Origin of the sequence: Archangium minus (assembly GCF_044360475.1) — a bacterium.
GTDB classification, from domain to species: domain Bacteria; phylum Myxococcota; class Myxococcia; order Myxococcales; family Myxococcaceae; genus Archangium; species Archangium minus.
The window spans coordinates 10,172,260-10,197,229 of record NZ_CP043494.1; the positions used below are offsets into that span (position 1 = coordinate 10,172,260).

A 24,970-nucleotide genomic window follows, 5' to 3' on the forward strand; every position below is an offset into this window, starting at 1 on the left:
AGGCCGTGCGATTCTTGAGGTCGCCTGCCTACCAGTGCCCATATATGTAGGACCATGCTCCACGTCATTCCCCTCGGAGGACTCGGCGAGATTGGCCTCAACGCCATGGTCATCGCCTGCCGGGGGGAGCTGCTGCTCATCGACTGCGGGCTGATGTTCCCGCCCATGGGCACACTGGGTGTGGACGTCATCGTCCCGGACTTCACCTACCTGCGGCAGAACGCCTCCCTGCTCAAGGGCATCGTCCTCACCCATGGCCACGAGGACCACGTCGGCGCCTTGCCCTTTCTCCTCAACGAGGTGCCCGTCCCCGTCTACGGCACCCGCTTCACCCTGGGCATGGTGCGAGGCCGACTCGAGGAGCTGGGCGTCAAGGCGGACCTGCGGGAGATAGAGCCCCGCCACCCCTTCCCCGTGGGCGCCCACTTCACCGTCGAGGCCTGCCGCGTCACCCACACGGTGCCGGACGCCGTGGGGTACATCGTCCGCACACCCGAGGGCCCCATCATCCACACCGGGGACTTCAAGCTGGACCCGGACCCCATCGACGGCCTGCGTACCGACCTGGAGCGCTGGGGCGAGCTCGGCGACGAGGGCGTGCTCTGCCTCCTGTCTGACTCCACCAACTCCGAGCGCACCCACGAGACGGGCAGCGAGCGTCTGGTGGAGCAGACCTTCGAGCGGCTCTTCCAGGACGTCCCCGGCCGCATCGTGGTGAGCATGTTCGCCTCCCACCTGCACCGCATCCACCACGTGCTGGACCTGGCCCGAAAGCTGGAGCGCAAGGTGGTGACGATGGGGCGCAGCATGGCGCGCAACATCGAGATGGCCCGCCAGCTTGGCTACCTGCCGAGCGTCACCGACGGCCTCTTCGTCCCACTCGACGCTGCCGCCTCGCTCCCCCCCGAGCGTCTGCTGGTGCTCGCCACTGGCTCCCAGGCCGAGCCCCGCGCGGGCCTCTCCCAGCTCGCCGCGGGGGACGGCCCCTTGCGCCTGGGCCCTGGGGACCTGGTCGTTCTCAGCGCCCGGGCCATCCCCGGCAACGAGCGCGCCGTGACCGGCCTCATCGACCAACTCCTGTGGCGCGGGGCCCGCGTCGTCTACCCGGACGTGGAGCCCGGCGTGCACGTGTCCGGCCATGCCAGCCAGCCCCAGCAGCGGCGGGTGTTGGACCTGGTACGCCCCAAGAACTTCGTCCCCATCCACGGCGAGTTTCACCACCTGCACCGACACCTCGCCACCGCGAAGGAGTCTGGGCTCGCCCCCGAGCAGCTCCTACTCGCCCAGGATGGGGATCTGCTCGTCTTCGAGGAAGGCCAGGGCCGCTTCGGAGGCAGTGTTCCTACCGGCCGCATCTACCGCGACCGCTTCGGCAATGGGGTGGTGACGCCCGATATCCTCCAGGAGCGCACCCGGCTGGCCGAGACGGGCCTCATCGTGGCCGTGCTCGTCATCGACCGGGCCAGCCTGTCCGTCCTGGCGGGGCCGCAGCTCTCCGGGCAGGGCCTGAACCTGGACGAGCAGGTGCTGCTGCCCCGGGTGGCGGACGATGCCCGCGCTTTCTTCCTGGAGATGTCCCCCCAGCTCCGGGGGGATGACGCCCGGGCAAGGGAGGAGCTCGCCCGAGCCGTGCGCCGGGCCTTCAAGCTGTATACATCCAAGCGGCCCGTCGTGGTGCCGATGGTCATCAAGGTGTGATAAGGGCGCGAACTGCCATGCCTTCCTTCGACGTCGTCTCGAAAATCGACATTGCCGAGCTGGACAACGCGGTCAACCAGACCAAGAAGGAGATCTCCACCCGCTATGACTTCCAGGGGGTCAATGGGGATGTGGTGCTCGCCCCGGACAAGACCTCCATCACCGTGAAGGCCAACAGTGAGGAGAAGGTCCAGGCCGCCAAGGAGGTCCTGCTCAGCAAGCTGGCCAAGCGCGGCATCTCGCTGCTGGCGCTGGAGTATGAGCCCATCGAGAAGACGGGCCTGTCCAACGTGAAGCAGCTCATCAAGCTGCAGCAGGGCATTCCCGTGGAGAAGTCCAAGGAGCTGGTGAAGCTGCTCAAGGACTCCAAGATGAAGGTCCAGGGCTCCATCCAGGGCGACCAGCTGCGCGTGACGGGCAAGAACAAGGACGACCTCCAGGCCGCCATGGCCCTCTTCCGCAAGGAAGCGGATCGGCTGCAGCTCGACATGCAGTTCACCAACTTCCGGGACTAGCCGTGCGCTCACTCGTCGTTTCCGCCGTCCTCGCGGCGCTCGCCTCGGGGTCGGCTTCCGCGCAGGAGCAGGACCCGGCCCCCGCCAAGCCCCGTCCGGTGAAGAACGTCCCCTCGCTCGGCCGCGAGCCGAAGCTGGATGGGAACCTCAAGGACCTGCCCGCCACGCTCACCCTCAAGCCCCCGGCCTCGGCGGACGCGAGCGCCTCCTTCACCGGCCGCGTTGGCTGGCGCAAGGACACCCTCTACGTGGGAGTGGAGGCCACGGATGATCAACTCCAAGCGGGAGACTTGATCACCCTCTCACTCTTCTTCCCCGACGCCGGGCCCACCGCCACCGGCTACGTGTTCCGCTTCGGCTTCGATGGCAAGCGCGCCTCACCGGCGGAGAGCGGCACGCCCGAGTTCGCCCAGAAGCGGGTGGACGTGGGTGTGCAGCGCAAGGACAACGCCCTGTCGCTCGAGGTGGCCATTCCCGCCCGGGCCTTCCCGCGCTTCCCCGCGGAGGAGCCGCTCGCGCTCGACCTGTGCCTCACTTATGAGGACGTGGACGCGGCGGGCGCCAAGCCTCCAGCCGTGTCCAACTGCAAGGACGGCGGCATGCTGGGCGAGGTGCTCCGGCTGCCTGACGACTTCCGCAAGGGCCTCAAGCTGAAGCCCCCCACGAGCGTGGTGGCCTTCGAGTCCCACCCCGAGGGCTGGCTGGGCTACGGCATGCTGCGCTACCCGGACTGGGTGGAAGCGGACGCGCCCCTGACGCCTGACCTGCTGAAGAAGCTGGTGACGACCAAGGCGGTGGAAGCTGAGAAGGCCGGGGTGAACGTGCCCGACACGCTCTCGCTGCCGAATGGGACGCCCCTGCTGACGGTGTTGTCGGGGGAAAGTCCGTACAGTGCCCAAGGCACGTGCGACTCGGACAAGGAATTGCGCCTCGGCCTCTACCTGGTGAAGGGGAAGACGGCGCAACGGGTGCTCGAATGGCCGGCTGCTACCTGTGCGCTGGGACGAGCTACTTCAGTGGTGCTCGATGAAGAGGGCGCGTTGAGCATCGGTTACTCGAACGGCCCGACCATCAACTTTGCTTGGAGTGGCGACCACTTCGAGCGGACCGAACTCGGAAAGCGGTAAGAGCTGTGCAGAATCCCCCAGAGACCAAGAGCCTCTACATGATGACCCTCGGCTGCCCGAAGAACCGGGTGGACTCCGAGGTGATGCTCGGCACCCTGAAGCAGCGGGGTTACTCGCTCGTGCAGGACCCCGCCGCGGCCCAGGTCATCGTCGTCAATACCTGTGCCTTCATCGGGCCCGCCAAGCAGGAGTCCGTGGACTCCATCCTGGAGATGGCCGAGTTCAAGAAGTCGGGGGCGTGCAGCACGCTCGTCGTCACCGGCTGCCTCTCGCAGCGCTACGGCGCCGAGCTCTCCAAGGAGATGCCCGAGGTGGACCACTTCCTCGGCACGGGTGCCTATGCCCAGATTGGCGACCTGCTCGCCGCCGAGGCCAGCCCGCGTCAGGTGATTCCGGACCCGGACTACATCCACGACGCGAAGACGCCGCGCGAGAACTCGATGCCGTCCTACACGGCATACCTGAAGATCTCCGAGGGCTGCGACAACGCGTGCGCCTTCTGCATCATCCCCACGCTGCGCGGTGGCCAGCGCTCGCGGCCCATCGCTGACATCGTCGCCGAGGCCCAGCGCCTGTCCGAGCAGGGCGTGCAGGAGCTGAACCTCGTCGCGCAGGACCTCACGGCCTACGGGCATGACCTGCCGGGCAAGCCCAAGCTGCATGACCTGCTGCGCGAGCTGGTGAAGGTGGACGTGCGGTGGATCCGCTTGCACTACGCCTACCCGCGCGTCTTCACCGACGAGCTCATCGAGCTGATGGCGACGGAGAAGAAGATCGCCAAGTACCTGGACATGCCGCTGCAGCACGCGAGCGACAAGCTGCTGCTGTCGATGAAGCGGGGCCGGGACTCGAAGTTCCTCAAGGAGCTGCTCACGAAGCTGCGCGCCCGGGTGCCGGGGCTGGTGATGCGCACCTCGATGATCGTCGGCATGCCCGGCGAGACCGAGGAGGACTTCGAGATGCTCAAGGAGTTCGTGAAGGAGCAGCGCTTCGAGCGGCTCGGGGTGTTCCAGTACTCGGACGAGGAAGGCACGGCCGCGTACGACTACGAGAACAAGGTGCCGAAGCAGACCATCGAGCGGCGCTGGCGCGAGGTGATGGCCATCCAGAAGCGCATCAACCGCGAGCAGAACAAGAAGCTCGTGGGGCAGCGCATTGAGGTGCTGGTGGAGGGCCCCAGCGAGGAGTCCGAGCACCTGCTGGTGGGTCGCCACGAGGGCCAGGCGCCGGAGATCGACGGGTTGGTCTACATCAACGACGGTCTGGCCTACCCGGGCGAGTTCGTCACCGTGGAGGTGACGGAGGCGCACGACTACGACCTGATCGCCAAGGTGGTCGAGCGGCCGAACCCGAAGGACCGCGTGCACAAGCCGCGCGAGTCCTTCCCCATGCCCGTGGTGCCGTCGGCGCGCTGACGTCGTTCCGGTAGTTGATCAGCGCCGTTCCAGACGGCGCCAGGCGCCCGCGCGTCCGGTCTCCTCGAACTCCGCGAGGGTGCCGGGCAGCGGTCCCTCTCCGTACACCAGCAGCGCGCTGAAGGGAGCGAGCTGCTCGGAGGAGCCACCGTCCAGCCACTGCGGCAGCGAGTGGCCCGGGCGGAAGCGCACCGGCAGGTGGTCGCCATCGGCGAAGAAGTGGTGCCCCACGCCGCCTTGGGTGGCCGTCCACCACTGGCCCAGGTGCTCCAGGTAGACGAGCCGGCTCCCCTGGGACCGGTGCCCGACGAGCGAGACGTAGCCGTGCACGCCGGGCGGCGGAGGGCTTGCCACCAGCGTCTCGAGTCCCTCGACCTCCTGCTTGAAGCGCCAGTGGAAGCGAGCCGTCTCGGCCAGCGAGGCCAGCACCACGAGCAGCAGTAGGGCCCGTACGGGTCGGGCGATGCGCGCTGGGTCCACCAACACGAGGGCGACGACGCCCGTGAGGACAGGCAGACGCACGTGGATGAGCCAGGCGCCTGAGAGCGCCTTGGGGGTCATCAAGAACAAGGCGCCCAGCGACAGGAAGAGCACCCAGGGAGCGCGGGGCTCCTCGCGCCGGCCGCGCAGGTACGCGACCACGAAGACGAGCGTGATGAGCAGCGGCCCCACGACGGCGAGCCTTCCCTCGGGGCGGTAGTTGCGCAGCAGCCAGTTGAAGTGGGAGCCCCAGCCGTAGTCCGTGGGTGCGGCGTTGCCGGGCGCGAAGGCCCTCGACGCAAGCGCCACGATGCGCGCCGCGCACAGGCCCAGGGGAAGCGCGAGACCCGCCGCCGCGAGCCCCACCGCCCGCCGCCGCGAGTCGGAGAAGAGCGCGAGCGCCGCCATGCCGACACACAAGGCGCCAAAGGCGACGAGGTGCGAGAGCATCGTCGCGGTGGACAGGAGCGCGAGGCCCACCACCGCCCCCACCGCGCGCCCGGAACTCCGCAGCGCGTGCAGGTAGAGCGCCAGCGAGAACAGGGCGAGCGGCAGAGAGAAGAAGCTCGGCAGGAAGCCGTACCAGTAGGAGATGTTGAAGGCGAGCGGGAGCCCGAACACCACCGTCCACGCGGGTCGCTGCAGGACGCGCGCGAGCGCCAGCTGGGACAGGGGAAAGAACATCAACCCCGTCCAGGCGGCCAGGCGCGCCGCGAAGGCCCCATTCGTGAGCAACGTCACCGGCAGGAAGAACCAGATGGGCAGCCCGTAGCCGAGCGGGAGGTGAGCCTCGTAGACGGCGGACACCGCTGGATCGCCCCGGACGAGCGCCGCGAGCGTCTGCATCTGAGCCGCGTGGGCGGGCAGATCCACCGAGGGAGGGATGCCGTTCACGCACCAGGCGGCGAAGCTCCCCCAGGCCACCAGCAAGACGGCGACGTTCCAGGGCTCGCGCAGGGGGATGGGTGCGGCCAACGGCTCTCGGGACATGTTCCGTCCGCCTTATACCGCCGTTCCGCTACTTCGGATCCTCGGGCTCCTTCTCGCGCTCCTTCCGGGTCGGCGGCTGCGGCGTGTTGCTCCGCCGAGGCACGGCCACTTCGCCCAGCGGTGTCGGCTGGCACTCGCAGATCGTGCGCCGGGTGCTCGGCTGGTGCACGAAGACGCAGGCGTTCGGACACTCCTGGAGCTGCCCTTCCTCGAAGAGGGCCAGGCTGTACCCACGCACCGACTTCAGGGACTCACTGCACTCGGGCATCGCCTGCGCCAGCCTCGGCCACGGCACCAGGTGTTGCGTCGTCACGCCCCGGCTCGTGGGCGCAAACGAGAAGCCCACCTGACAGTCCAACGTCAGCGGCTTGCCGTCCTCGCCGAGTGGCTCCAGGTGCAACCGCCCACCCTCCGGCAGGTCTCGGAACACCGCGCCCGTGACGGCCATCCGCCCGTCCGTCCCTCGCCGCACGTGCAGCCCGAAGCAGGACTCCTCGCGAGGCTCCTCCGGATTCTGGGTGCCCAGACGTACGCAGCGCTGGCGGTCCTCGACAATCTGCACGCGTGGCCGGCGCAGCACCAGCGTATCGCCCTGGACATCCACCGTGGTGCGGAAGCGTCCCCAGACATCCGGCCCCAGCCGGCCCAGCGTGGTCGGATTCCTCCACCCCACCCCGGCCTCCAGCACCAGCGGCCTCACGCCCACGTCCGAGGCCACCTCCACCGCGTCCACCAGGAAGGCCCTCGGCGGCAGATTGGCGCCCGTCTCCAGCGGCTGAAAGCCCTGCGCCTCCGCGGCTCCCAGCGCCACCCGCGAGAAGGGCTCGCGCGAAGCCAGCACGAAGGGCCCCGTGAGGACCGCCTCGCCTTGCGTCACCCGAGCCGCCAGCAACGGCCAGTCGCCCACCGGATCGCGCGAGAGCTCGAGCCGGTGCACCTCCTCGGACGGGTCCGCACCGGGAGCCGCCGCCTCGGCCAGGTACTCCGAGCGGGGACGGGACTTCGCGAAGGACACCTCGCGGCGCAGCGGGTCCACCGTGAAGGCATAGGGGGCCAGCACATCCGCGCCAAGCGTCACCGCGCAAGCGCGCTCGGCGGTGAGCCCCATTCCCCGAGGCCCCAACGGAACACTCCCCACGCGCAGACCCGACAGGCGCACCAGCGGCCAGTCCCTCAGGCCGCCGGGCCCGGCGTAGACGTCCGGCACGCGTGCGGAGCCCATGACAGGCGGAGGAGGCTGCTTCTCATCCCAACATCCCGAGGACACCGCGGAGAGTGGACGGGCGATGTCCAGCACCACCGGCACCGGACGTCCATTCAGGTGGCCCTCCACCACGAGCCGCAGGTTGGGCGAGGGCAGCAGCGGCAGCGTCTGGCCCACGAGACTGCCCGGAGCGACGGGCGCGGCGGGGCCCGCCTCCCGGTGACACCCGGCAAGCAGCAGCAGCAGGGCCCCAAGACGCGCGCTTCGCACAGGCTACTTCCGCATCGCCTTGGTGAAGTCGTCGATGCGCGTGCCCTCGGGCGGGTTGATCTTGAACCGATCGGCGTCAACGCCCACGTTCGTCTTCAGGTTGAGGAAGGCGATGGTGTTCTCGCTGCCGTCCGGATCCACCACCGTGCTCTTCAGCACCTGCGCCGTCTTCGGGTCCACCTCCAGGCGCACCTGGCGGAAGCGCGGCTCGTTCTTGAGCGGATCCAGCACCAGCAGCGTGCCCTTGCAGTCCTTGCACGCGCCCTTGCTGATGGAGAACTCGTCCGCCAGCTTCCCCTGGCCGAAGAGGAACGTCACCGAGGCCGACAGCTGGCTGGTGTCGATGCGGCCCACGCTCAGCGTCTGCGCCTCCGGGTCGTACGCGTACACCTTCTCGCCCGCGAGCACGAAGGTGCGCTTGGAGGGCTTCTCGTACTCCCAACGCATCAGGCCCGGCTTCTTGTAGATGACCGTGCCCGTCGAGCTCTGCGTGCGCCTCAGGGCCTTGTACTTGTAGTCCTGCTTGAAGTCGGCCGAGAAGTCCTGTGTCTTCTCGTAGAAGGACTGCATCCGCTCCACCAGGTCCTTCACCTCCGGAGCCACCTTCTTCTCGGCGGCCTTGGGGGCCTCGGCGGCCTTGGGGGCGGCGACGGGAGCGGGGGCCTGCTGGGCTGGCGCCTGGGCGACCACCTGGTGAGCAACGGTGGAGGGCACCGGAGCAAGCACCGGTGCGGCGAGCAAGGTCACGAGCAGCTTCTCGAGGTACATGGTTGAGCTCTCTCCAGGCGGGCGAGCGGCCCGCGGTTCCAACTGTACCTACAGACGGGGCCCCTGGCCCGGGATTCAAGGCTTGGGGGTGGGCGGCTTCTTGAAGATGCGCTTCCGTTGTTTCACGGCGAGCACATAGAAGCGATCTCGCAGTTCCTGGGCCTCGGCCTCCGTCAGGTCGCCCACACGGCCCAGGTGCTCCTCGCGCCAGGAGATTGCCCGGGTGATGCTCGCGGAGGCCGCGGCGGAGATGTTCAGGCTCTGGCTGAAGCCGCGCATGGGAATCCAGAAGGTGCCGTCCGAGCCCGCCAGCACCTCCGGGCTCACGCCCTCGCGCTCGTTGCCGAAGATGAGGGCGATCTTCGAGTCGAAGCGCATCGAGTAGAGGCTGGTGGCGTCTTCACGAATGGCCGAGGCGTACAGGGAGAAGCCCCGCGACTTGAGGTGCTCGCGGCACGAGGCGAAGTCCTTGTAGAGCTTCACGTCGAGCCACTTGTCGCACCCCTGCCCCACCCGCGAGTTGGGCATGAAGGGCGCCTCCGGGTTGACGATGACGTGCACCTCCTGGAGGCCATTGGCCTCGCAGGTGCGGAGCACGGCGGCGATGTTGAAGCTGTCCTCCAGCCGATCGAGCACGATGGTGAAGGTGCGCGTGCGATGGGAGATGACCTTGTCGATCTTCTCCTTGCGCACATCGAGCAGGAGGGACTCCGGGTCAATCGGAGCCTTCTCCAGCTTCTCGTAACGGGGACCGCCGCCAGACATTGCCTCAGGACCTCCGAGCCCGCTTCGGCGCGGCCTTCTTCGCGGGAGCCCTGCGCGCCGGAGCCTTCTTCACGGGGGCCTTCTTCGCGGGAGCCTTTCTCGCCGCCACCTTCTTCGCGGCCGCCTTGCGCACCGGAGCCTTCTTCGCCGCCGCCTTCTTCGCGGGAACCTTCTTCGCGGCCGCCTTGCGCACCGGAGCCTTCTTCGCCGCCGCCTTCTTCACGGGGGCCTTCTTCGCCGCCGGCTTCACCGCAACCTTCTTGGCGGGTGCCTTCTTCTTCTCCGCGGCCTTCTTCACGGGGGCCTCGGCGGGCCGGCGCTCGGAGGGAGGCGCCTTCTTCTCTGCCTTGGGCTTCGGCGGCGGCTCCACGTGCAGCTTGTCCGTCTTCCCGGTGAAGAGCACCTCGGCCACCGCGTCCAGCAGCGGCTGCATGCCCTGACCCGTGGCGCACGAGACGGGGAACACAGCGATGCCGCGCTTGCGCATCTCCTCCGTCAACGGCGCGAGCCGCTCCTGGGCGTGCGGCAGATCCAGCTTGTTGGCGGCCACCACCTGCGGCTTGCGCGCCAGCTCCTCGCTGTACTTGCGCAGCTCCCCGTTGAGCACGTCGAAGTCGTGCAGCGGATCACGCCCCTCGCCCTCGGCGCCCATGTCCAGCAGGTGGATGAGCACCTTGCAGCGCTCCACGTGCCGCAGGAACTGGAGCCCCAGTCCCACACCCTCGCTGGCACCCTCGATGAGACCAGGGATGTCCGCCATCACGAAGGACAGGCCGTCCTTGTACTGGACCAGGCCCAGGTTCGGCACGAGCGTGGTGAATGGGTAGTCGGCGATCTTCGGCCGCGCCCGGCTCACGATGGAGATGAGCGTGCTCTTGCCCGCGTTCGGATAGCCCAGCAGACCCACGTCCGCCAGCAGCTTCAGCTCCAGCCGCAACGTGCGCTCCTCGCCCGGAGTACCGTCCTGGGCGAAGCGCGGCGTCTGCCGGGTGGAGGTGGCGAAGTTCATGTTGCCCAGGCCGCCCCGGCCCCCCTTGCACACGACGACGCGCTCGCCGGCCGTGTTCAGGTCCGCCAGCACCTCGTCGGTGTCGGCGTCGCGGATGAGCGTGCCCACGGGCACCTTGAGGATCAGGTCATCCGACGAGCGACCATTGCAGTCGCTGCCCATGCCGCCCTCACCGTTCTTCGCCCGGTGGTGCTGCTGGTAGCGGTAGTCCAGCAGCGTGGTGAGCTGGGGATCGGCCTCGAAGATGACCGAGCCACCGTTGCCCCCGTCTCCACCGCTCGGGCCACCGCGATCGACGTACTTCTCCCGGCGGAAGGCAACGGCTCCGTTGCCCCCGTCTCCGGCCTTCACGTGGATGCGGACTTCATCAACGAATTTCATCCCAGACCCCAGAAATGCGGAACGGGCCGCCTCCGCGTCCAGCGCCAGAGGCGTATGGACCGGGAGCGACCCGCTCGCGAGGCAATCCGGGGAACCTGCTACCGCCAGGCTCCCCTTTCAGACGACACCTAAGTTAGGCGCTCGCCTGGGCCGGATAGACCGAGACCTTCTTGCGGTCCCGACCCTGCCGCTCGTACTTCACCACCCCGTCCACCGTGGAATAGAGGGTGTAGTCACGACCGAGCTTCACGTTGGCGCCCGGGTGGATGACCGTGCCGAGCTGCCGCACGAGGATGCTCCCCGCGCTCACGGTCTCGCCCGCGAACACCTTCACGCCGCGGTACTGCGGATTGGAATCGCGACCGTTGCGCGACGAACCCTGTCCCTTTTTATGAGCCATGACACCGATTCCTGATGCTGCCGGCGCGCCCCGCGGCGCTCCGGGAAGTTGTGACCCGGACTAGCCGGAGATGGAGGTCACCTTGACCTCGGTGTAGGGCTGACGGTGGCCACGGCGGCGCGTCCAGCCCTCCTTCTCCTTGCGGAAGTGCAGCACCTTGCGGTGCTTGTCCTGGGCGAGAATCTTGCCCACGACCCTGGCGCCCGACACGGTCGGCTGCCCCACCTTCGGGCTGTCGCTCCCACCGAGCATCAGAACGTCATTGAAGGTCACCTCAGCGCCGACGTTCCCCGCGACCTTCTCGATCCGGAGCACGTCGCCCTCGGCCACGCGGTACTGCTTCCCGCCCGTGCGAATGACTGCGTACATCGTAGAACCCCTGAGTTTTGTTCCGGGTTGATTCAACCCGTGAAAGGCCGGCGCGCATTTCGGACGGGAAAACCCGTCCTACGATGCAAAGGGCGCCCGATCTACGGGAGAAGGCCAGGGGAGTCAAGGCAGATGCAGAGGGACGGCGCACATACTGCATCCTCCTGACACCCTCCCCCGTGCCTGCCCTCCTGGAGTCACGGGGAACCCACCCATCGCCTGCTCGCCTGCTCGGTGGGTAGGATAGCGGTCTCCCTTATAGAGGAGGCGCCCCCGATGAGGAAGTCCGGATGGATGCTCGCGCCCCTGGCGATGGTGGCGGTCCTCAGCGGGTGCCGGAGTACGGCCTGTGCGGAGCTCGCCGAGGCCTATGCCGACGTCGCCCAGAAGTCCCTGCCCTGCCTGGCGAGCGCTCCCCTGCCCGCCTTCGACCCGAGCCGGTGTGAACAGAACCTCCAGGCGTGCAGCGAGAAGGATCTGGATCAGCTCGAGGCCCAAATCACCTGCTACCAGGAGCTCGGCACCTGCCACCCGGAGCAGAAGGCGTCCTTCCTCCAGGACATCACCTTCTGCGACAGCCACGCCCTGAGCAACGCCTGCGAGGCGGCCATCTTCTAGGTCGCCCAACTCCAGCGAATAGGCCCCGCCGCTCCAGCACCGCCGGTGTAAGCGTGTTTACTCGCTCCCAGCACGCGAAGCACTAGGATGCTCGCCCTCCTCACGGACACTCGTGAGGAACAAGCGGGGACAACACGCAAATGAAGAAGATGTTCGGAGTGGTGGCCATCGCGGCCATGGCGCTGACCGGTTGTGGCAACGTCTGTGACGACCTCGAGAGCGCATACGACGATCTCACCGAGAAGTACGAGCCCTGCCAGGACTCGGGCGACGAGGTGCCAGAGCTCGGCATCGACCAGTGCAGCGAGAAGGTGGAGAGCTGCACGGACGAGGACAAAGAGGCCCTCAGCAAGCTCGCCGATTGCCTCAAGGATGTGCCGAAGTGCGCTCCCGCAGAGGAGGAGAAGTTCCAGACCGCGATCATCGGTTGTGCCTTCTCGAGCGTGGCCAACCTCAGCGAGCCCTGCTTGGAGGCCATCGGCGGCGGCAGCGTCGACTGAGTTCGGGAGGCGTCAGGAGCCCACCGTGGACCGGCGGCAATCCAGGCCCCGGTCCACGGCGTTCACCCTCGGGCGGTTCACGGCCTACCTGGGATGCCGCTAGAGTGCGCGCGCCATGTCTCGTGCCACTCGCCGCATTCCCCTCGTCAACCTGTCCCACTACCGCTCCGGCAACGCCGAGGAGCGCGCCCGCTTCGTGCGGGTGTTCGGCGATGCCCTCAAGGAGTTCGGGTTCGTCTCCGTCGAGGGCCACGGCATCGACGACGGGCTCATCCGCCGCACCTATGAGGATGTGGCGTCCTTCTTCCACCTCCCGGAGCAGGTGAAGCACCGCTACCACGTCCCCGAGTTCGGCGGGCAGCGCGGCTACACCCCCTTCGGCAAGGAGCACGCGAAGAACCGCACCGTGGGCGACCTCAAGGAGTTCTGGCACGTGGGCCGCGACCTCCCCGAGGGCCACCCGCGCCGCCCCAAGCTCGCCTCCTACAACGTCTGGCCGGAGGAGGTGCCGACCTTCCGGACCCACACGCTCGCCCTCTACCACGCGCTCGACGAGGCCGCGGGGGTGATGCTGCAAGCCGTGGCCGAGTACTTCGGCATCGAGCGCAACACCTTCAGCGACATGGCGCAGGATGGCACCTCCGTGCTCCGCGTCATCCACTACCCGCCGCTGAAGGAGAAGTTCATCCCCGGCGCAGTGCGCGCCGCCGAACACGAGGACATCAACCTCCTCACCCTCCTGTGCGAGGGCACCGCCTCGGGCCTGGAGATCCTCACCCGCGACGGCGAGTGGCTTCCCGTGGACACGCTGCGCGGGCAGATCGTTGTGGACTCGGGCGACATGATGAGCCGGATCACCAACGGCGTCATCCCCGCCACCACCCACCGCGTGGTGAATCCGCCCTCGGCCGCCGAGGACAACACGCGCTACTCCATGCCCTTCTTCGTGCACCCCTATCCGAAGTGCGTGCTCGAGCCCCTGGCGAGCACGGTGACGCCAGAGAAGCCGGGTCAGCCGCCCATTACCGCGGAGGCCTTCCTCGAACAGCGCCTGCGGGAGATCGGCCTCATCAAGTAGCGCGGGCCGCGTAGAACCTCCCGGGCCACAAAAGGCGAAACCCAGCCCCGGGAAGGAGGCTGGGTTCCTGAACGCCTACGACGCGAATTAGTAGTGCGAGGTGGTCATGCTGGCGATCTTGCGCCGGATGCTCTCGCTCGTCGTCGGGAAGCACTCATCGCTCACCGCAGCCGACAGGGAAAAGAGGCAGCCCAGGTAGGCAGCCTGGAAGGCCTCCGGATCGTTCGCGTTGCACGTGGGCATATCGCTCGTGCACTCACGGAAGTCGGCGATCGCCTTCCGATCATCACTCGAGCAGTCATCGAACGTCTCCTCCTCCTTGCACTCATCGATGGCCTCGTCCCGCTCGGAGTCCGTGATGGTGCCGAAGTCATCCCCGCAGGCCTGGCCCTTCTCGGAGATGTTCACGAAGGCGTCCACGAAGTCCTCGCACACCGAGTTACCGCAGCCCGTCAGCACCATCGAAGCTGCCATCGCCGCACACAGGCCCCGCATAAACTTCTTCATCTCTTCTGCCCCTCTTTTGAAATGGAAACACGTCGACTGCGGCGCCAATCCTAGAGGATGTCAGGCTGGACGCGAAAAACTCTTGAGACAGAAGGGCAGTGAGCCGCTGTCTTTCCAACAGATGTGAAAACTGATCCCGCTCGTATGGCTCGTGGTGACTCCAGGTATGGCCGCGGCCCAGGACTTCCACCCGCGCTTTCATCCGGGAGGACTTGACTTCCGTCTGTTCTGAATGCCGAGGGCCACCTGCTCCGCATCAACTGCCTTCCCGGCCCCGCCCGCCCACGAGTAGGGTGCGCCGCCGCATGCGCACCCTATCTTCGCAGAGGGCCCTCCGACCATGACCCCGTACGAGCAGATCTTCCAAAACAACCGCCTCTGGGCGGAGGAGCAGTTGCGCGCCGATCCGGACTTCTTCACTCGGCTCGCGCGCGAGCAACGCCCGGACTTCCTCTACATCGGCTGCTCCGATAGCCGGGTGCCCGCCAATCAGATCATGGGACTGGCGCCCGGCGACGTGTTCGTGCACCGCAACGTCGCCAACCTGGTCAACAACGTCGACCTGAACGTGATGTCGGTCATCAACTACGGCGTCCGGCACCTCGACGTGAAGCACATCATCGTGTGCGGCCATTACGGGTGCGGAGGCGTGAAGGCGGCCATGCAACCCAAGGATCTGGGCATCCTCAATCCCTGGCTGCGCAACATCCGCGACGTGTACCGCATGCACAAGGCCGAGCTCGATGCCCTCAAGGACGAGGCGCAGCGCTATGACCGCCTCGTGGAGCTCAACGTCACCGAGCAGTACACCAACATCATCAAGACAGCCGCGGTCCAGCAGTCCTTCCTCGCCCGCGGCTATCCCATCGTGCACGGCTGGGTGTTCGACCTGCGCAACGGGCTCATCAAGGACCTGAACCTCGACTTCCGGGAGACGCTGCGAAACATCCAGGAAGTGTATGACCTGACGGGCACGGTCTGGCGCTGAGGCGTGGTGGCTACTCTCCGAGCTTCTTCTTGAGCAGCTCGTTCACCAGGGCCGGGTTGCCCTTGCCCTTCATCGCCTTCATCACCTGGCCCACGAAGAAGCCGTAAATCTGCTTCTTGCCCGCCCTGTACTTCTCCACCTCGCCCGCGTTCTTCGCCAGCACCTCGTCCACCACCGCCTCGATGGCGCCCGTGTCGCTCACCTGCGACAGGCCCTTCTCCGCGATGATGGCCTCCGGGTCCTTCCCCGTCCGGAACATCTCCCCGAACACGTCCTTGCCCGCGTTCGCCGAGATGCTCCCCTTCTCCACCGCCGTCAGCAGGTTGGCGAACTGCACCGTCGAGAAGCGCAGCGTGGTGACGCTCCCGCCCTCGTCCTTCAGCAGCCGCAGCAGCTCCCCGAGGAACCAGTTCGACAGCCGCTTGTAGTCCTTGAAGTGCTGCGCCACCGCCTCGAAGTAGTCCGCCAGCGGGCGCTCCGCGCACAGAATCCTCGCGTCATACGCCGGCAGCCCGTACTGGCTCGTGAAGCGCGACATCTTCGCCCGAGGCAGCTCCGGCAACGACTTCGCCACGTCGTCGATCTGCGCGTCCGTCACGTGCAGCGGCGGCAGGTCTGGCTCCGGGAAGTAGCGGTAGTCGTGCGCCTCCTCCTTCGAGCGCATCGAGCGCGTCACGCCCTTGTTCGGGTCGTACAGCCGCGTCTCCTGGTCCACCTTCCCGCCCGACTCGATGACGTCCACCTGCCGGGAGATTTCATACTCGATGGCCTGCTTCACGAACCGGAACGAGTTGATGTTCTTGAGCTCCACCCGCTGGCCATACGCCGTGGCGCCCTTGCGCATCACCGACACGTTGGCGTCGCAGCGGAACGAGCCCTCCTCCATGTTCCCGTCGTTCACCCCGAGGTACACCAGCACGTCCCGCAGTGCCTTGAGGTAGTCCACCGCCTCATCCGCGCTCCGCAGGTCCGGCTCGCTCACAATCTCCAGCAGCGGCACGCCCGCGCGGTTCAGGTCGACCAGGCTCTCGGCGGCCGACGCATCGTGCACGCTCTTGCCCGCGTCCTCCTCCATGTGGATGCGGCGCACGCGGATGACCTTCTCCCCCTCGGGCGTGTCGATGGAGAGCTGGCCCCACTCGCAGATGGGCTGGTCGAACTGGGTAATCTGATAGCCCTTCGGCAGATCCGGATAGAAGTAGTTCTTCCGGCTCCACACGCTCGTCTTCTTGATGGTGCAGCCGAGCGCCAGTCCCGTGCGGATGGCGAACTCCACCACGCGCGCGTTGAGCACCGGCAGCACTCCGGGCAGGCCCAGGCACACCGGACAGGTGTTGTGGTTCGGCGCTGCGCCGAACTCCGTGGAGCAGCCGCAGAAGATCTTCGTGTTCGTCAACTGTTGGGCGTGGACCTCGAGCCCGATGACCGGCTGGAAATCGCTCAGGGGCATGGCGTCTCCCGGAAGTCCTCTCTCAGATGGGGGCCTGGCGGCGCACGTAGTCGTGCTCGCGCTCGAAGGCCCGGGCAATCCGCAACAGCTTCGCCTCGTCGAACGGGCGGCCCATGAGCTGCAACCCGATGGGCAGGCCCGCCTTCGTGAAGCCGCACGGCAATGACAGGCCGGGCAGTCCCGCCAGGTTGCACGGCAGCGTGCACACGTCCATGAGGTACATGGACAGCGGGTCATTCACCTTCTCGCCCAGCTTGAAGGCCGGCACCGGCGAGGTGGGCGTCACCACCGCGTCCACCTGGGCGAAGGCCTTCGTGAAGTCCTCGCGGATGAGCGTCCGCACCTTCTGCGCCCTCAGGTAGTAGGCGTCGTAGTAGCCCGCCGACAGCGCGTAGGTGCCCAGCATGATGCGGCGCTTCACCTCGGGGCCGAAGCCCTGATCGCGCGTCAGGCCGTACATGTCCTTGAGGCCCTTCGCGTCGCGCGCCCGATGGCCGTAGCGCACGCCGTCGTAGCGGGCCAGGTTGCTCGAGGCCTCCGCTGGGGCGATCAGGTAGTAGGTGGCCAGCGCGTACTTCGTGTGCGGCAGCGAGAGGTCCACCAGCGTGGCGCCCAGCCGCTCGTACTCCTTCAGGGCCGCACGCACGGAGGCTTCCACCTCGGGATCCATGCCCTCGACGAAGTACTCGCGCGGCACGCCCAGCTTCAGCCCCGCCACCCCATGCTCCAGGTCCGCCAGGTAGTCCGGCACGTCCGCCGGCGCCGAAGTGGAGTCCAGCGGATCATGCCGCGCCAGCACCTGCAGCAGCGCCGCCACATCCCCCACCGTGCGCGCCATGGGGCCCGGCGCGTCCAGCGACGAGGCGTAGGAAATGACGCCGTAGCGCGACACGCGCCCGTACGTGGGCTTGAGCCCCACGGTGTTGGTGAGCGCCGCCGGCTGGCGGATGGAGCCGCCCGTGTCCGTGCCCAGCGTGCCGAACACCTCGCGCGCCGCCAGCGCCGCCGCCGAGCCTCCCGAGGAGCCTCCCGGCGTCCGCGTCAGGTCCCACGGGTTGTGGCAGGGGCCAAAGGCGCTCGACTCGTTGGACGAGCCCATCGCGAACTCGTCTTGGTTCAGCTTGCCGATGATCGGCAGGCCCGCCTGCTTCAACAGCCGCACCGCGGTGGCGTCGTACGGCGGAACGAAGCCCTGGAGGATGCGCGAGGCGCAGGTCGTCTCCACGCCCTCGGTGAGGAAGATGTCCTTGACGGCCACCGGCACGCCATCCAGCGGCCCGAGCGGGTTGCCGGCCTTGCGGCGAGCATCACTGGCTTCGGCGGCCGCCAGCGCTCCGTGCTCGTCCAGCCGCAGGAAGGCCTTCACCTTCCCGTCCACCTGGGCAATGCGCGCCAGGCAGGCCTGGGTGGCCTCCACGGAGCTCGTCTCCCTCGAGGCCAGCTTCGCCGCCAGCTCCAGCAGGGTCAGGTCGGTCAGCTGCATGGCATCACTCCAGAATCTTCGGGACGGCGAAGCTGGTGCCCACCTTGGCCGGCGCGTTGGCCAGCGACTTCTCCGGGGGCAGTGAGGGCCTCGTCACGTCCTCACGCAGGAGCGAGGACGCGAGCGTGGCGTGCGAGGTCGGCTCCACTCCGCTCACATCCAGCTCCTGGAGCTGGTTCACCGCGTCGAGGATGGCGGAGAGCTGCTCGGCGTAACGCGCCTCCTCCTCGGACGTGAGCGACAACCGGGCCAGGGTGGCCACATGGCGGACCTGCTCGACGGTGAGCTTCATGGACCGACCTCCTGATGAACTACTTGCCCTTGAAGAGGTTGAGGACCGCGCCCATCCACCTGCCGTCCTTCTCGTGCGCCATCTGCTCCTGCAGCCGCACCAGCTCGCCCGAGTCCAGGAAGACACCGTGGCAGTTGAAGCAGGTGTCGATCTCGATGTCGCCCCGCTTCAGCGCATGCAGGTCCATGCCGCACTTGGGGCACTTCATGAAGTGCAGCTTCTTGAGCTCCTCGCGCTGCTGAGCAGCCAGGGACTGGGACTGCTGGAGGGCCAGCTTGCGCTTCTTCTCAATCTCCTCGCGCGCGAAGTACTCCTCTTCGGTCGACGACGGCTTGTCCTGGGTAGCCATGATGTAGGTCTCCTTTTCTTGATACTCGGCGCCGGAAACATACATGCTCCGCCACGGACCGGTGCCGCAAAGTGGCCGCCTCGTATACCGCCGGACGGCCAGCCGGAAAATTGACCGCCCCCCCTCCCTCCCTACACTCCGCGGACGGCTGCTACAGCCCGCTACGGGGAGTGTGAGAAGTCATGTCGGAACGGAAGGCCAGAGCGGAGAAGTCGGTCCTTTCGCGGCAGGAGATCGCCACGCGGCGCAAGGCGCTCGCGGAGAAGAAGGCGAAAAGAGGAGGAGGCGACGCGGGCCCTGGCCAACGGGCGCTCGTGGGCCTCTTCCTGCTGGCCGCATCGGTGCTGTCGCTCGTGTCGGTCGCCACCTTCAGTGCAAAGGACCGCAAGGGACCCGGTTTCGAGAACGCGGTGGGCCCCATCGGCCACCTCATCGCCGAAGGCCTGCGCGGAGCACTCGGGATGTGGGCCTATCTGCTCCCGCTGTGTGGCGTCTATGCCGCCATGGTCGTCTTCGTGGGCAGCCGAGAGCGGCGCCGCTGGCCGCAAATGGTCGCCTTCGTGCTGCTGACGCTGAGCGGCGCGGTGCTGGCCCAGCTCTTCATCGGCAACCAGCCCGGCCAGGCCCACCCGCCCGGCGGCTTCGTGGGCGCCACGCTCGGCGGCATGCTGGTGGGGATGTTCTCCACCGTCGGCACCATCATCCTGGTGACGACCGTGTGCGCCGCCGCGCTCATCGTCGGCACCCAGTACACCTTCCTCAAGCTGTGCTCGCTGGCGTGGGCTGGAGCGTGCGTGCTCGGCCGGCGTATCCAGGAGAATGCCACTGCCTTCTGGGAGCAGCAGAAGGTGGCCTACAAGGAGCGCCAGGAGCGCGCCGCGCAGGAGAAGGAGGAGGAGGCCGCCTTCCTCGCCCAGCTCGAGGAGGAAGAGGCCGAGTTGGAGGAGGCCGAGCGTCTGGCCGCCGAGGCCGAAGCCGCCGATGCGGAGGCCATGGCCGAGGAGGCTGTACGTCTGGCGCGCCAGGAGGAGAAGGAGCGCGCTGCCGCCGCGAAGCAGGCCGCCAAGGATGCTCGCGAGGCCGCGAAGCAGGCGAGCCGCGAGGCCCGGGAGAAGAAGTCCACCGAGGCTGCCGCCCCCGCGCTCGCGCCGGGTGCGGATCCGGTGTGGGCCAACTTCCTGGCGCCCTCGCCCGCCGCCAACGCCGTGCCCAACCCGCCTGCTGCTGAGGCCGCGAAGGGCAAGCGCGGCAAGACGCCGAACATCGTCACCGGTCCGGTCCCTGCCGCCGAGCAGTCCGCTGATGCAGTGGCTGAGCCCGTGGTGGCCGCTCCACCCGTGGCCGCAACGCCTGCTCCGGCGGCGGCCCAGGCCCCCGCCTCACCCGCGGCCATCGTCCCGGCTCCGACCTCCGCGCTGGCGGCTCGCACGCCGCTCATCGTGGAGCCCAAGGCCCCGCCCAAGCCCACCGCCGTCGTCGCCAAGAAGAAGGACCAGGAGCAGTTCCAGTTCGTGGGCGGCCGTACCAGCTTCTCGCTGCCCCCGCTGGACGTGCTGGAGATCGAGAAGAAGGAGCGCTCCGCGCTGGACAAGGAGGCCTTCCTCACCACGGCGGAGAAGCTGCGCGCGAAGCTCGCCGACTTCGGCATCTCCGGCGAGGTGGTGGAGATCCGCCCCGGTCCCGTGGTCACCATGTACGAGTTCCTCCCGGGACCCGGCATCAAGGTGAGCAAGATCGCCGCGCTCCAGGACGACCTGGCCATGGCCATGGAGGCCATGCGGGTGCGTATCGTCGCCCCCATCCCCGGCAAGGGCGTGGTCGGTATCGAGGTGCCCAACCGCGACCGCGAGACGGTCTACCTCAAGGAGATCGCCGAGCAGGACGTCTTCCAGAAGTCGGCCAGCAAGCTCACCATGTGCGTGGGCAAGGACATCGAGGGCATGCCGTACGTCTTCGACCTGGCCAAGGCGCCCCACCTGCTCATCGCAGGTACCACCGGCTCCGGTAAGTCCGTGGCGGTGAACTCGATGATCATGAGCATCCTCCTGAAGTCCACGCCGGAGGAGGTCCGCTTCATCATGGTGGACCCGAAGATGCTCGAGCTCTCCGTCTACGAGGGCATTCCCCACCTGCTGCTGCCGGTGGTGACGGATCCGAAGAAGGCGGCGCTCGCGCTGCGCTGGGCCGTGGAGGAGATGGAGCGGCGCTACCAGATGCTCTCCGAGGCGGGCGTGCGCAACATCGCCGGCTTCAACAAGTTCGTGGAGACGCAGGACGCCGAGAAGGCCAACGCCAAGCCCGCCGAGGAGTCCGCGAAGAAGGCCGCGCCGAAGAAGCCCAAGAAGGTGGTCGTGGTGGATGTGGCCACTCCCGAGGACGCCATCATCGAGGAGCCCGCGTCCGCCAGTTCGGGCCCCGGGGTCGCCGCGCCCAGGGACGACGTGGAGGATCTGCGCGAGGCCCTGCCCGAGCCCGAGGAGGCACCGGAGAGCGTCCAGGCCGCCGACGAGGACGACGACGGGATGTCCGACGCCGTGGAGGCCGCGCTCGAGGCCGCCGGCTCCGAGTCTCCTCGCGAGGAGAAGAAGGAGTGGAAGAAGCTGCCCTACATCGTGGTCATCATCGATGAGCTGGCAGACCTGATGATGGTGGCCAGCCGCGAGGTGGAGACGTACGTGGCGCGCCTGGCGCAGATGGCTCGCGCGGCCGGCATCCACCTGATGGTGGCCACGCAGCGCCCGTCCACGGACGTCGTCACGGGCATCATCAAGGCCAACTTCCCCACGCGCATCAGCTTCATGCTGCGCTCCAAGCCGGACTCGATGACAATCCTCGGCACCGTGGGCGCCGAGGCCCTGCTGGGCATGGGCGACATGCTCATCATGCCGCCCACGAGCGCGCACCTGCAGCGCGTGCACGGCGCCTTCGTCTCGGAGAACGAAATCAAGAAGGCTGTGGACCACCTCAAGTCGCAGGGCAAGCCCGTCTACGACGAGTCCATCCTCAAGCCGCGCGACGAGGAGGGCGAGGGCGGCGGTGGCGAGGAGGACGAGCTGTCCGACGAGCTGTACGATCAGGCGCTCGCGACGGTGAGCGAGATGCGCGCGGTGTCCATCTCGATGCTCCAGCGCAAGATGCGCATCGGCTACAACCGCGCCGCGCGAATGATTGAGCGCATGGAGCGCGACGGCGTGGTGGGCCCGGCGGACGGAGCCAAGCCGCGTGAGGTGCTCATCCGCGCCGTGGGAGAGATGCCCGGCGCTGCGTGAGCCCTGGGCCCTCCGATCCCATCCCCTGGGTCGGAGGGCTTCATCCAGTAGCAGTCATGAAAGAACCGGAAGAGTCGGGAATTTGAAGAAACCCGGCGTGTCCTCTTTCCCGCTCCGGTCCTTTCTCTACCCTGCGAGTCGTGATGAAAAATTACACCCCATCGGGTTCTATCTCCCGAGCGCTGGTGGTGCTCGCCACTGTGACGGGAGCGCTGTTCGCCCCGGCTGCGGAAGCCCAAAACGGCGCTCCGAGCCTGGACGTCAATCGCTTTCATCCCGCGCCGGGCTCCGGCCGACTGCTCACCGTCGACCTCGCCGACGTGGGCCGCTCGCCCGGAGTGGTGTCCCAGTTCGTGCTGCACTACGCGGACCTGCCGCTCGCCTACACCTTCGGCGATGAAGTGACCGGCAAGCTGGTGCGAGATCGCATCACCGCCGATTTGTCCTTCGCCTTCTCGCTGCTCGACAGGGTGCAGCTCAGCGTGGCCCTGCCGGTGACGCTCCACCAGGCGGGAGACCTCATCACCTACCCGGACGTGGTGACGCGCGAGCCGCGTGCGCTCCCGGGCATCTCTGCCGGTGGTCTGGAGGACCTGCGGCTGGGCCTCAAGGGGCGCTTCTGGAGCAACGAGCAGTTCGGCCTGGGTGGAGTGGCCGAGGTGGTGGCGCCTACGGGCAACTCCGGGAGCTTCCTCGGCTCGGAGAGCGTGACGGGCACGGCACGGCTCGTCGGCCATGCCAAGTTCCAGCAGGTGACGGTGGCGCTCAACCTCGGCTGGCGGTGGGCGGCGACCGAGCAGACGTTGCTCAACATCCGCTCGGGCAATGGCCTGCTCTACGGCGCGGGCGTGCAGGTCGATGTGGCGCGCTACGCGAACGTGCCCATCGCCGTGCTCGGTGAGGTGTATGGACTGGCCGCTCTAGGGGCCGCGGATGGCGTGAGCAGCCCCGCCGAGGCGATGCTCGCGGGCAAGGCGCAGGTGCGAGACTGGAGCTTCTTCCTCGGTGCGGGCACGGGGCTCAACGCTGGCTTCGGAGAGCCCCGGGTGCGGGTGATGGCGGGCCTGTCCTATTCGTGGCAGTACCGGCCGAAGCCGCCGCCGCTCGTTCCGCCGTCCGTGCTCCCGGTGATTCCGTCGCAGCCGACCATCACCGTGGGCGAGCAGGACGTCCGCCTGCAGCTGTGGGAGCCGGTGTATTTCGCCTTCGCCAAGGACACCATTGATCCGGTGAGCTTCCCGCTGCTCGACGAGGTGGCCCGCTTCATCCGCAAGCACCCCGAGCTTGGCCCCATCCGCATCGACGGCCACACGGATGACGTGGGGAGCGACCAGTACAACCTGGAGCTGTCGCAGCGCCGAGCCAAGGCCATCCGCGAGTACCTGGGCACGAAGGGCGTGCCGGCGGAGCGGCTGAGCCATGTGGGCTACGGCAAGCGGTGTCCCCTGCTCTCCAATGAGACCGAGGAGGGTCGTGCCGTCAACCGGCGGGTGGACTTCATCCTCACCAATCGCGAGCGCCGCCCCCCTCGCCCCGGCGAGTGCCCCGAGCGGCCGGCCCAGAAGAACCCGACTCAGAACCCGGCCCCGGTTCCGACCCAGGCCCCGGCCCCGACCCAGGCCCGGAAGTAAGGAGCAATCATGCGCAATGCCCCCTACTTGATGTTGGTGGTGCTCGTCGCCTCGGCCGCGCCGGCTTTCGCCTTCGAGGACGTCAACTGCAACGGCATCGATCGTTCGGTCGAAAAGGATCCCACGTCCTTTACGCCGAGAGACTGCATCGACTACTCGCGCAACGCCTTGTCGTGTGACGAGGGCGAGCTCCCTCCCTTACGAGCCTGCGATGACTATGTCGCGCCTGGCCCTGGACAGGCGGCCACCTGCAGCCCCCAGCTCGCCGTGGACCGGGACGCGGATCGGCTCGGTGATGCATGTGACAACTGCCCTTCCCTGGCCAATCCCGAGCAGCAGGACAGAGACGGGGACGGGGTCGGAGATGCCTGTGACATCTGCCCTGGCCAGGCCAATCCCGACCAGCGAGACTCGGACGGAGATGGGTTCGGTGACGCGTGCGACGTCTGCCCTGCCCTGGCCAATCCCGACCAGCGAGATTCGGACGGGGACGGAGTCGGTGACGCGTGTGACGTCTGCCCTGCCCTGGCCAATCCTGACCAGCGGGACTCGGACGGAGACGGGCTGGGAGATGTGTGTGATAACTGCTCGGGCCGAGCCAACCCCGACCAGCGGGATGGAGACGGGGACGGGCGCGGGGATACGTGCGACGTCTGCCCCGCGAATGCAAACGATGGCCAGCAGGACGTGGACGATGATGGGGTGGGCGATGTGTGCGACCTCTGTCCGTCGGCACCCAACCCCCAACAGGAGGACACGGACGGCGATGGCCTGGGCAACGCGTGCGATGTCTGTCCCGCCAAGGCCGGCACCTCTCAGGTCGACGCGGATGGCGATGGCGTAGGCGATGCGTGCGACAACTGCCCGCAGGACTCCAACACCGACCAGGAAGAGTCCTCGCTCTACCCGGGGTTGGGCGCGGTCTGCACCCCGGGCATGAGGGGAGGCGGAGGCTGCTCGACAGACGGGAGCGGCCTGGGCGGAGTGCTGGGAGGAAGCGCGCTCGGGGTGGTGGTGCTGCTGCTCAGTGTAAGCCGTCGGCGCAAGCGGGCGCCCTGAGCACCCGGGGCATGAGGCGGGATACAACTCCCGCCCATGACCGTTGCCCGCACGATGATCGTCACCATCAACCGCTTCCGGACGTCCGCCGAGGAGGCCGAGCGCCTGGAGGCCTCCTTCCGGGAGCGCTCGCGCAAGGTGGACCAGTACGAGGGGTTCCTCGGGCTGGAGGTGATGCGCTCGTTCGAGCCCGAGCCCGAGTTCCTGCTGGTGACACGCTGGAGGGACCGCGAGTGCCTGAAGGCCTACTTCCAGTCGGAGGACTTCAAGGCGACCAAGACGGCCAGCGCCCGGCAGGATGCCACCTTCAGCATGTACGAGGTGGTGGCGCAGTGAGCAGCTTCTGAAGAGCCGA

General features: G+C 67.7%; 24 protein-coding genes. 12 read left to right on the forward strand and 12 right to left on the reverse strand.

The genetic code is table 11. The features are described from left to right. Nucleotides 1–54: 54 nt before the first annotated feature. From F0U60_RS41585 to rimO, 4 genes are read left to right on the forward strand one after another with little or no spacing between them, the layout of a single operon-like run. Nucleotides 55–1,698, forward strand: coding sequence for a ribonuclease J (locus F0U60_RS41585; RefSeq protein ID WP_395808321.1), 1,644 nt, complete (start codon nt 55–57; stop codon nt 1,696–1,698). A gap of 17 nt (nt 1,699–1,715) precedes the next feature. After that, nucleotides 1,716–2,213, forward strand: coding sequence for a YajQ family cyclic di-GMP-binding protein (locus tag F0U60_RS41590; protein WP_395808323.1), 498 nt, complete (start codon nt 1,716–1,718; stop codon nt 2,211–2,213). Between the two features lie 2 nt (nt 2,214–2,215). Continuing rightward, nucleotides 2,216–3,340, forward strand: coding sequence for a hypothetical protein (locus F0U60_RS41595; RefSeq protein ID WP_395808325.1), 1,125 nt, complete (start codon nt 2,216–2,218; stop codon nt 3,338–3,340). 41 nt (nt 3,341–3,381) lie between these two features. Further along, nucleotides 3,382–4,755 carry a 30S ribosomal protein S12 methylthiotransferase RimO gene (gene rimO, locus F0U60_RS41600; protein ID WP_395825674.1) on the forward strand — a complete coding sequence of 458 codons (1,374 nt, stop codon included), beginning with the start codon at nt 3,382–3,384 and terminating at the stop codon, nt 4,753–4,755. A gap of 18 nt (nt 4,756–4,773) precedes the next feature. Here the strand turns inward: rimO and F0U60_RS41605 are convergent, their stop codons facing one another. The 7 genes from F0U60_RS41605 to rplU form a co-directional block, all read right to left on the reverse strand. Further along, complete coding sequence (locus tag F0U60_RS41605) at nt 4,774–6,225, reverse strand: hypothetical protein (RefSeq protein WP_395808327.1); 1,452 nt, start codon at nt 6,223–6,225, stop codon at nt 4,774–4,776. Between the two features lie 28 nt (nt 6,226–6,253). After that, nucleotides 6,254–7,699, reverse strand: coding sequence for a hypothetical protein (locus F0U60_RS41610; protein ID WP_395808329.1), 1,446 nt, complete (start codon nt 7,697–7,699; stop codon nt 6,254–6,256). A gap of 3 nt (nt 7,700–7,702) precedes the next feature. Then, the gene (locus F0U60_RS41615) at nt 7,703–8,467 is read right to left on the reverse strand and encodes an outer membrane lipoprotein carrier protein LolA (protein ID WP_395808331.1); all 765 of its coding nucleotides are present in this window, start codon (nt 8,465–8,467) and stop codon (nt 7,703–7,705) included. Nucleotides 8,468–8,542: 75 nt separating this feature from the next. Beyond that, a complete protein-coding gene (locus F0U60_RS41620; RefSeq protein ID WP_395808333.1) occupies nt 8,543–9,232 on the reverse strand; it encodes a TrmH family RNA methyltransferase in 690 nt (229 codons plus the stop codon). A gap of 4 nt (nt 9,233–9,236) precedes the next feature. Further along, nucleotides 9,237–10,622 carry a GTPase ObgE gene (obgE, locus tag F0U60_RS41625; RefSeq protein WP_395808335.1) on the reverse strand — a complete coding sequence of 462 codons (1,386 nt, stop codon included), beginning with the start codon at nt 10,620–10,622 and terminating at the stop codon, nt 9,237–9,239. 133 nt (nt 10,623–10,755) lie between these two features. Beyond that, nucleotides 10,756–11,022, reverse strand: a complete 267-nt coding sequence (gene rpmA / locus F0U60_RS41630) for a 50S ribosomal protein L27 (protein ID WP_108073897.1) — start codon at nt 11,020–11,022, stop codon at nt 10,756–10,758. Between the two features lie 60 nt (nt 11,023–11,082). Continuing rightward, a complete protein-coding gene (rplU, locus tag F0U60_RS41635; RefSeq protein WP_203407313.1) occupies nt 11,083–11,391 on the reverse strand; it encodes a 50S ribosomal protein L21 in 309 nt (102 codons plus the stop codon). Nucleotides 11,392–11,667: 276 nt separating this feature from the next. Between rplU and F0U60_RS41640 the strand changes: the two genes are divergently transcribed. The 3 genes from F0U60_RS41640 (at nt 11,668) to F0U60_RS41650 (ending at nt 13,587) form a co-directional block, all read left to right on the forward strand. Beyond that, a complete protein-coding gene (locus F0U60_RS41640; protein WP_395808338.1) occupies nt 11,668–12,009 on the forward strand; it encodes a hypothetical protein in 342 nt (113 codons plus the stop codon). Between the two features lie 140 nt (nt 12,010–12,149). Next, nucleotides 12,150–12,509, forward strand: coding sequence for a hypothetical protein (locus tag F0U60_RS41645; protein ID WP_395808340.1), 360 nt, complete (start codon nt 12,150–12,152; stop codon nt 12,507–12,509). A gap of 115 nt (nt 12,510–12,624) precedes the next feature. Next, nucleotides 12,625–13,587, forward strand: a complete 963-nt coding sequence (locus tag F0U60_RS41650; protein WP_395808342.1) for an isopenicillin N synthase family dioxygenase — start codon at nt 12,625–12,627, stop codon at nt 13,585–13,587. Between the two features lie 87 nt (nt 13,588–13,674). On the opposite strand, the gene F0U60_RS41655 is transcribed toward F0U60_RS41650, so the two are convergent. Then, nucleotides 13,675–14,094, reverse strand: coding sequence for a hypothetical protein (locus F0U60_RS41655; RefSeq protein WP_395808344.1), 420 nt, complete (start codon nt 14,092–14,094; stop codon nt 13,675–13,677). Between the two features lie 340 nt (nt 14,095–14,434). Between F0U60_RS41655 and F0U60_RS41660 the strand changes: the two genes are divergently transcribed. Beyond that, nucleotides 14,435–15,082, forward strand: a complete 648-nt coding sequence (locus tag F0U60_RS41660; protein ID WP_395808346.1) for a carbonic anhydrase — start codon at nt 14,435–14,437, stop codon at nt 15,080–15,082. 10 nt (nt 15,083–15,092) lie between these two features. On the opposite strand, the gene gatB is transcribed toward F0U60_RS41660, so the two are convergent. Genes gatB through F0U60_RS41680 form a run of 4 tightly spaced genes read right to left on the reverse strand, consistent with a single transcriptional unit; the run spans nt 15,093 to nt 18,656 of the window. Next, nucleotides 15,093–16,532, reverse strand: coding sequence for an Asp-tRNA(Asn)/Glu-tRNA(Gln) amidotransferase subunit GatB (gatB, locus tag F0U60_RS41665; RefSeq protein ID WP_395808348.1), 1,440 nt, complete (start codon nt 16,530–16,532; stop codon nt 15,093–15,095). A gap of 22 nt (nt 16,533–16,554) precedes the next feature. Next, nucleotides 16,555–18,015 carry an Asp-tRNA(Asn)/Glu-tRNA(Gln) amidotransferase subunit GatA gene (gene gatA, locus F0U60_RS41670; protein WP_395808350.1) on the reverse strand — a complete coding sequence of 487 codons (1,461 nt, stop codon included), beginning with the start codon at nt 18,013–18,015 and terminating at the stop codon, nt 16,555–16,557. Between the two features lie 4 nt (nt 18,016–18,019). Continuing rightward, nucleotides 18,020–18,307, reverse strand: a complete 288-nt coding sequence (gene gatC / locus F0U60_RS41675) for an Asp-tRNA(Asn)/Glu-tRNA(Gln) amidotransferase subunit GatC (protein ID WP_395808352.1) — start codon at nt 18,305–18,307, stop codon at nt 18,020–18,022. Nucleotides 18,308–18,326: 19 nt separating this feature from the next. Beyond that, a complete protein-coding gene (locus F0U60_RS41680) occupies nt 18,327–18,656 on the reverse strand; it encodes a zf-TFIIB domain-containing protein (protein WP_395808354.1) in 330 nt (109 codons plus the stop codon). A 182-nt stretch (nt 18,657–18,838) separates the two neighbouring features. Between F0U60_RS41680 and F0U60_RS41685 the strand changes: the two genes are divergently transcribed. The 4 genes from F0U60_RS41685 (at nt 18,839) to F0U60_RS41700 (ending at nt 24,951) form a co-directional block, all read left to right on the forward strand. Further along, the gene (locus F0U60_RS41685; protein WP_395808356.1) at nt 18,839–21,925 is read left to right on the forward strand and encodes a DNA translocase FtsK; all 3,087 of its coding nucleotides are present in this window, start codon (nt 18,839–18,841) and stop codon (nt 21,923–21,925) included. Nucleotides 21,926–22,068: 143 nt separating this feature from the next. Then, on the forward strand, nt 22,069–23,556 hold the full coding sequence (locus tag F0U60_RS41690) for an OmpA family protein (RefSeq protein ID WP_395808358.1): 1,488 nt from the start codon (nt 22,069–22,071) through the stop codon (nt 23,554–23,556). A 9-nt stretch (nt 23,557–23,565) separates the two neighbouring features. Continuing rightward, nucleotides 23,566–24,615: a thrombospondin type 3 repeat-containing protein gene (locus F0U60_RS41695; RefSeq protein ID WP_395808360.1), complete on the forward strand. Its 1,050-nt coding sequence runs from the start codon at nt 23,566–23,568 to the stop codon at nt 24,613–24,615. 36 nt (nt 24,616–24,651) lie between these two features. Next, a complete protein-coding gene (locus tag F0U60_RS41700; RefSeq protein ID WP_395808362.1) occupies nt 24,652–24,951 on the forward strand; it encodes an antibiotic biosynthesis monooxygenase family protein in 300 nt (99 codons plus the stop codon). The last annotated feature ends 19 nt before the right edge of the window (nt 24,952–24,970 follow it).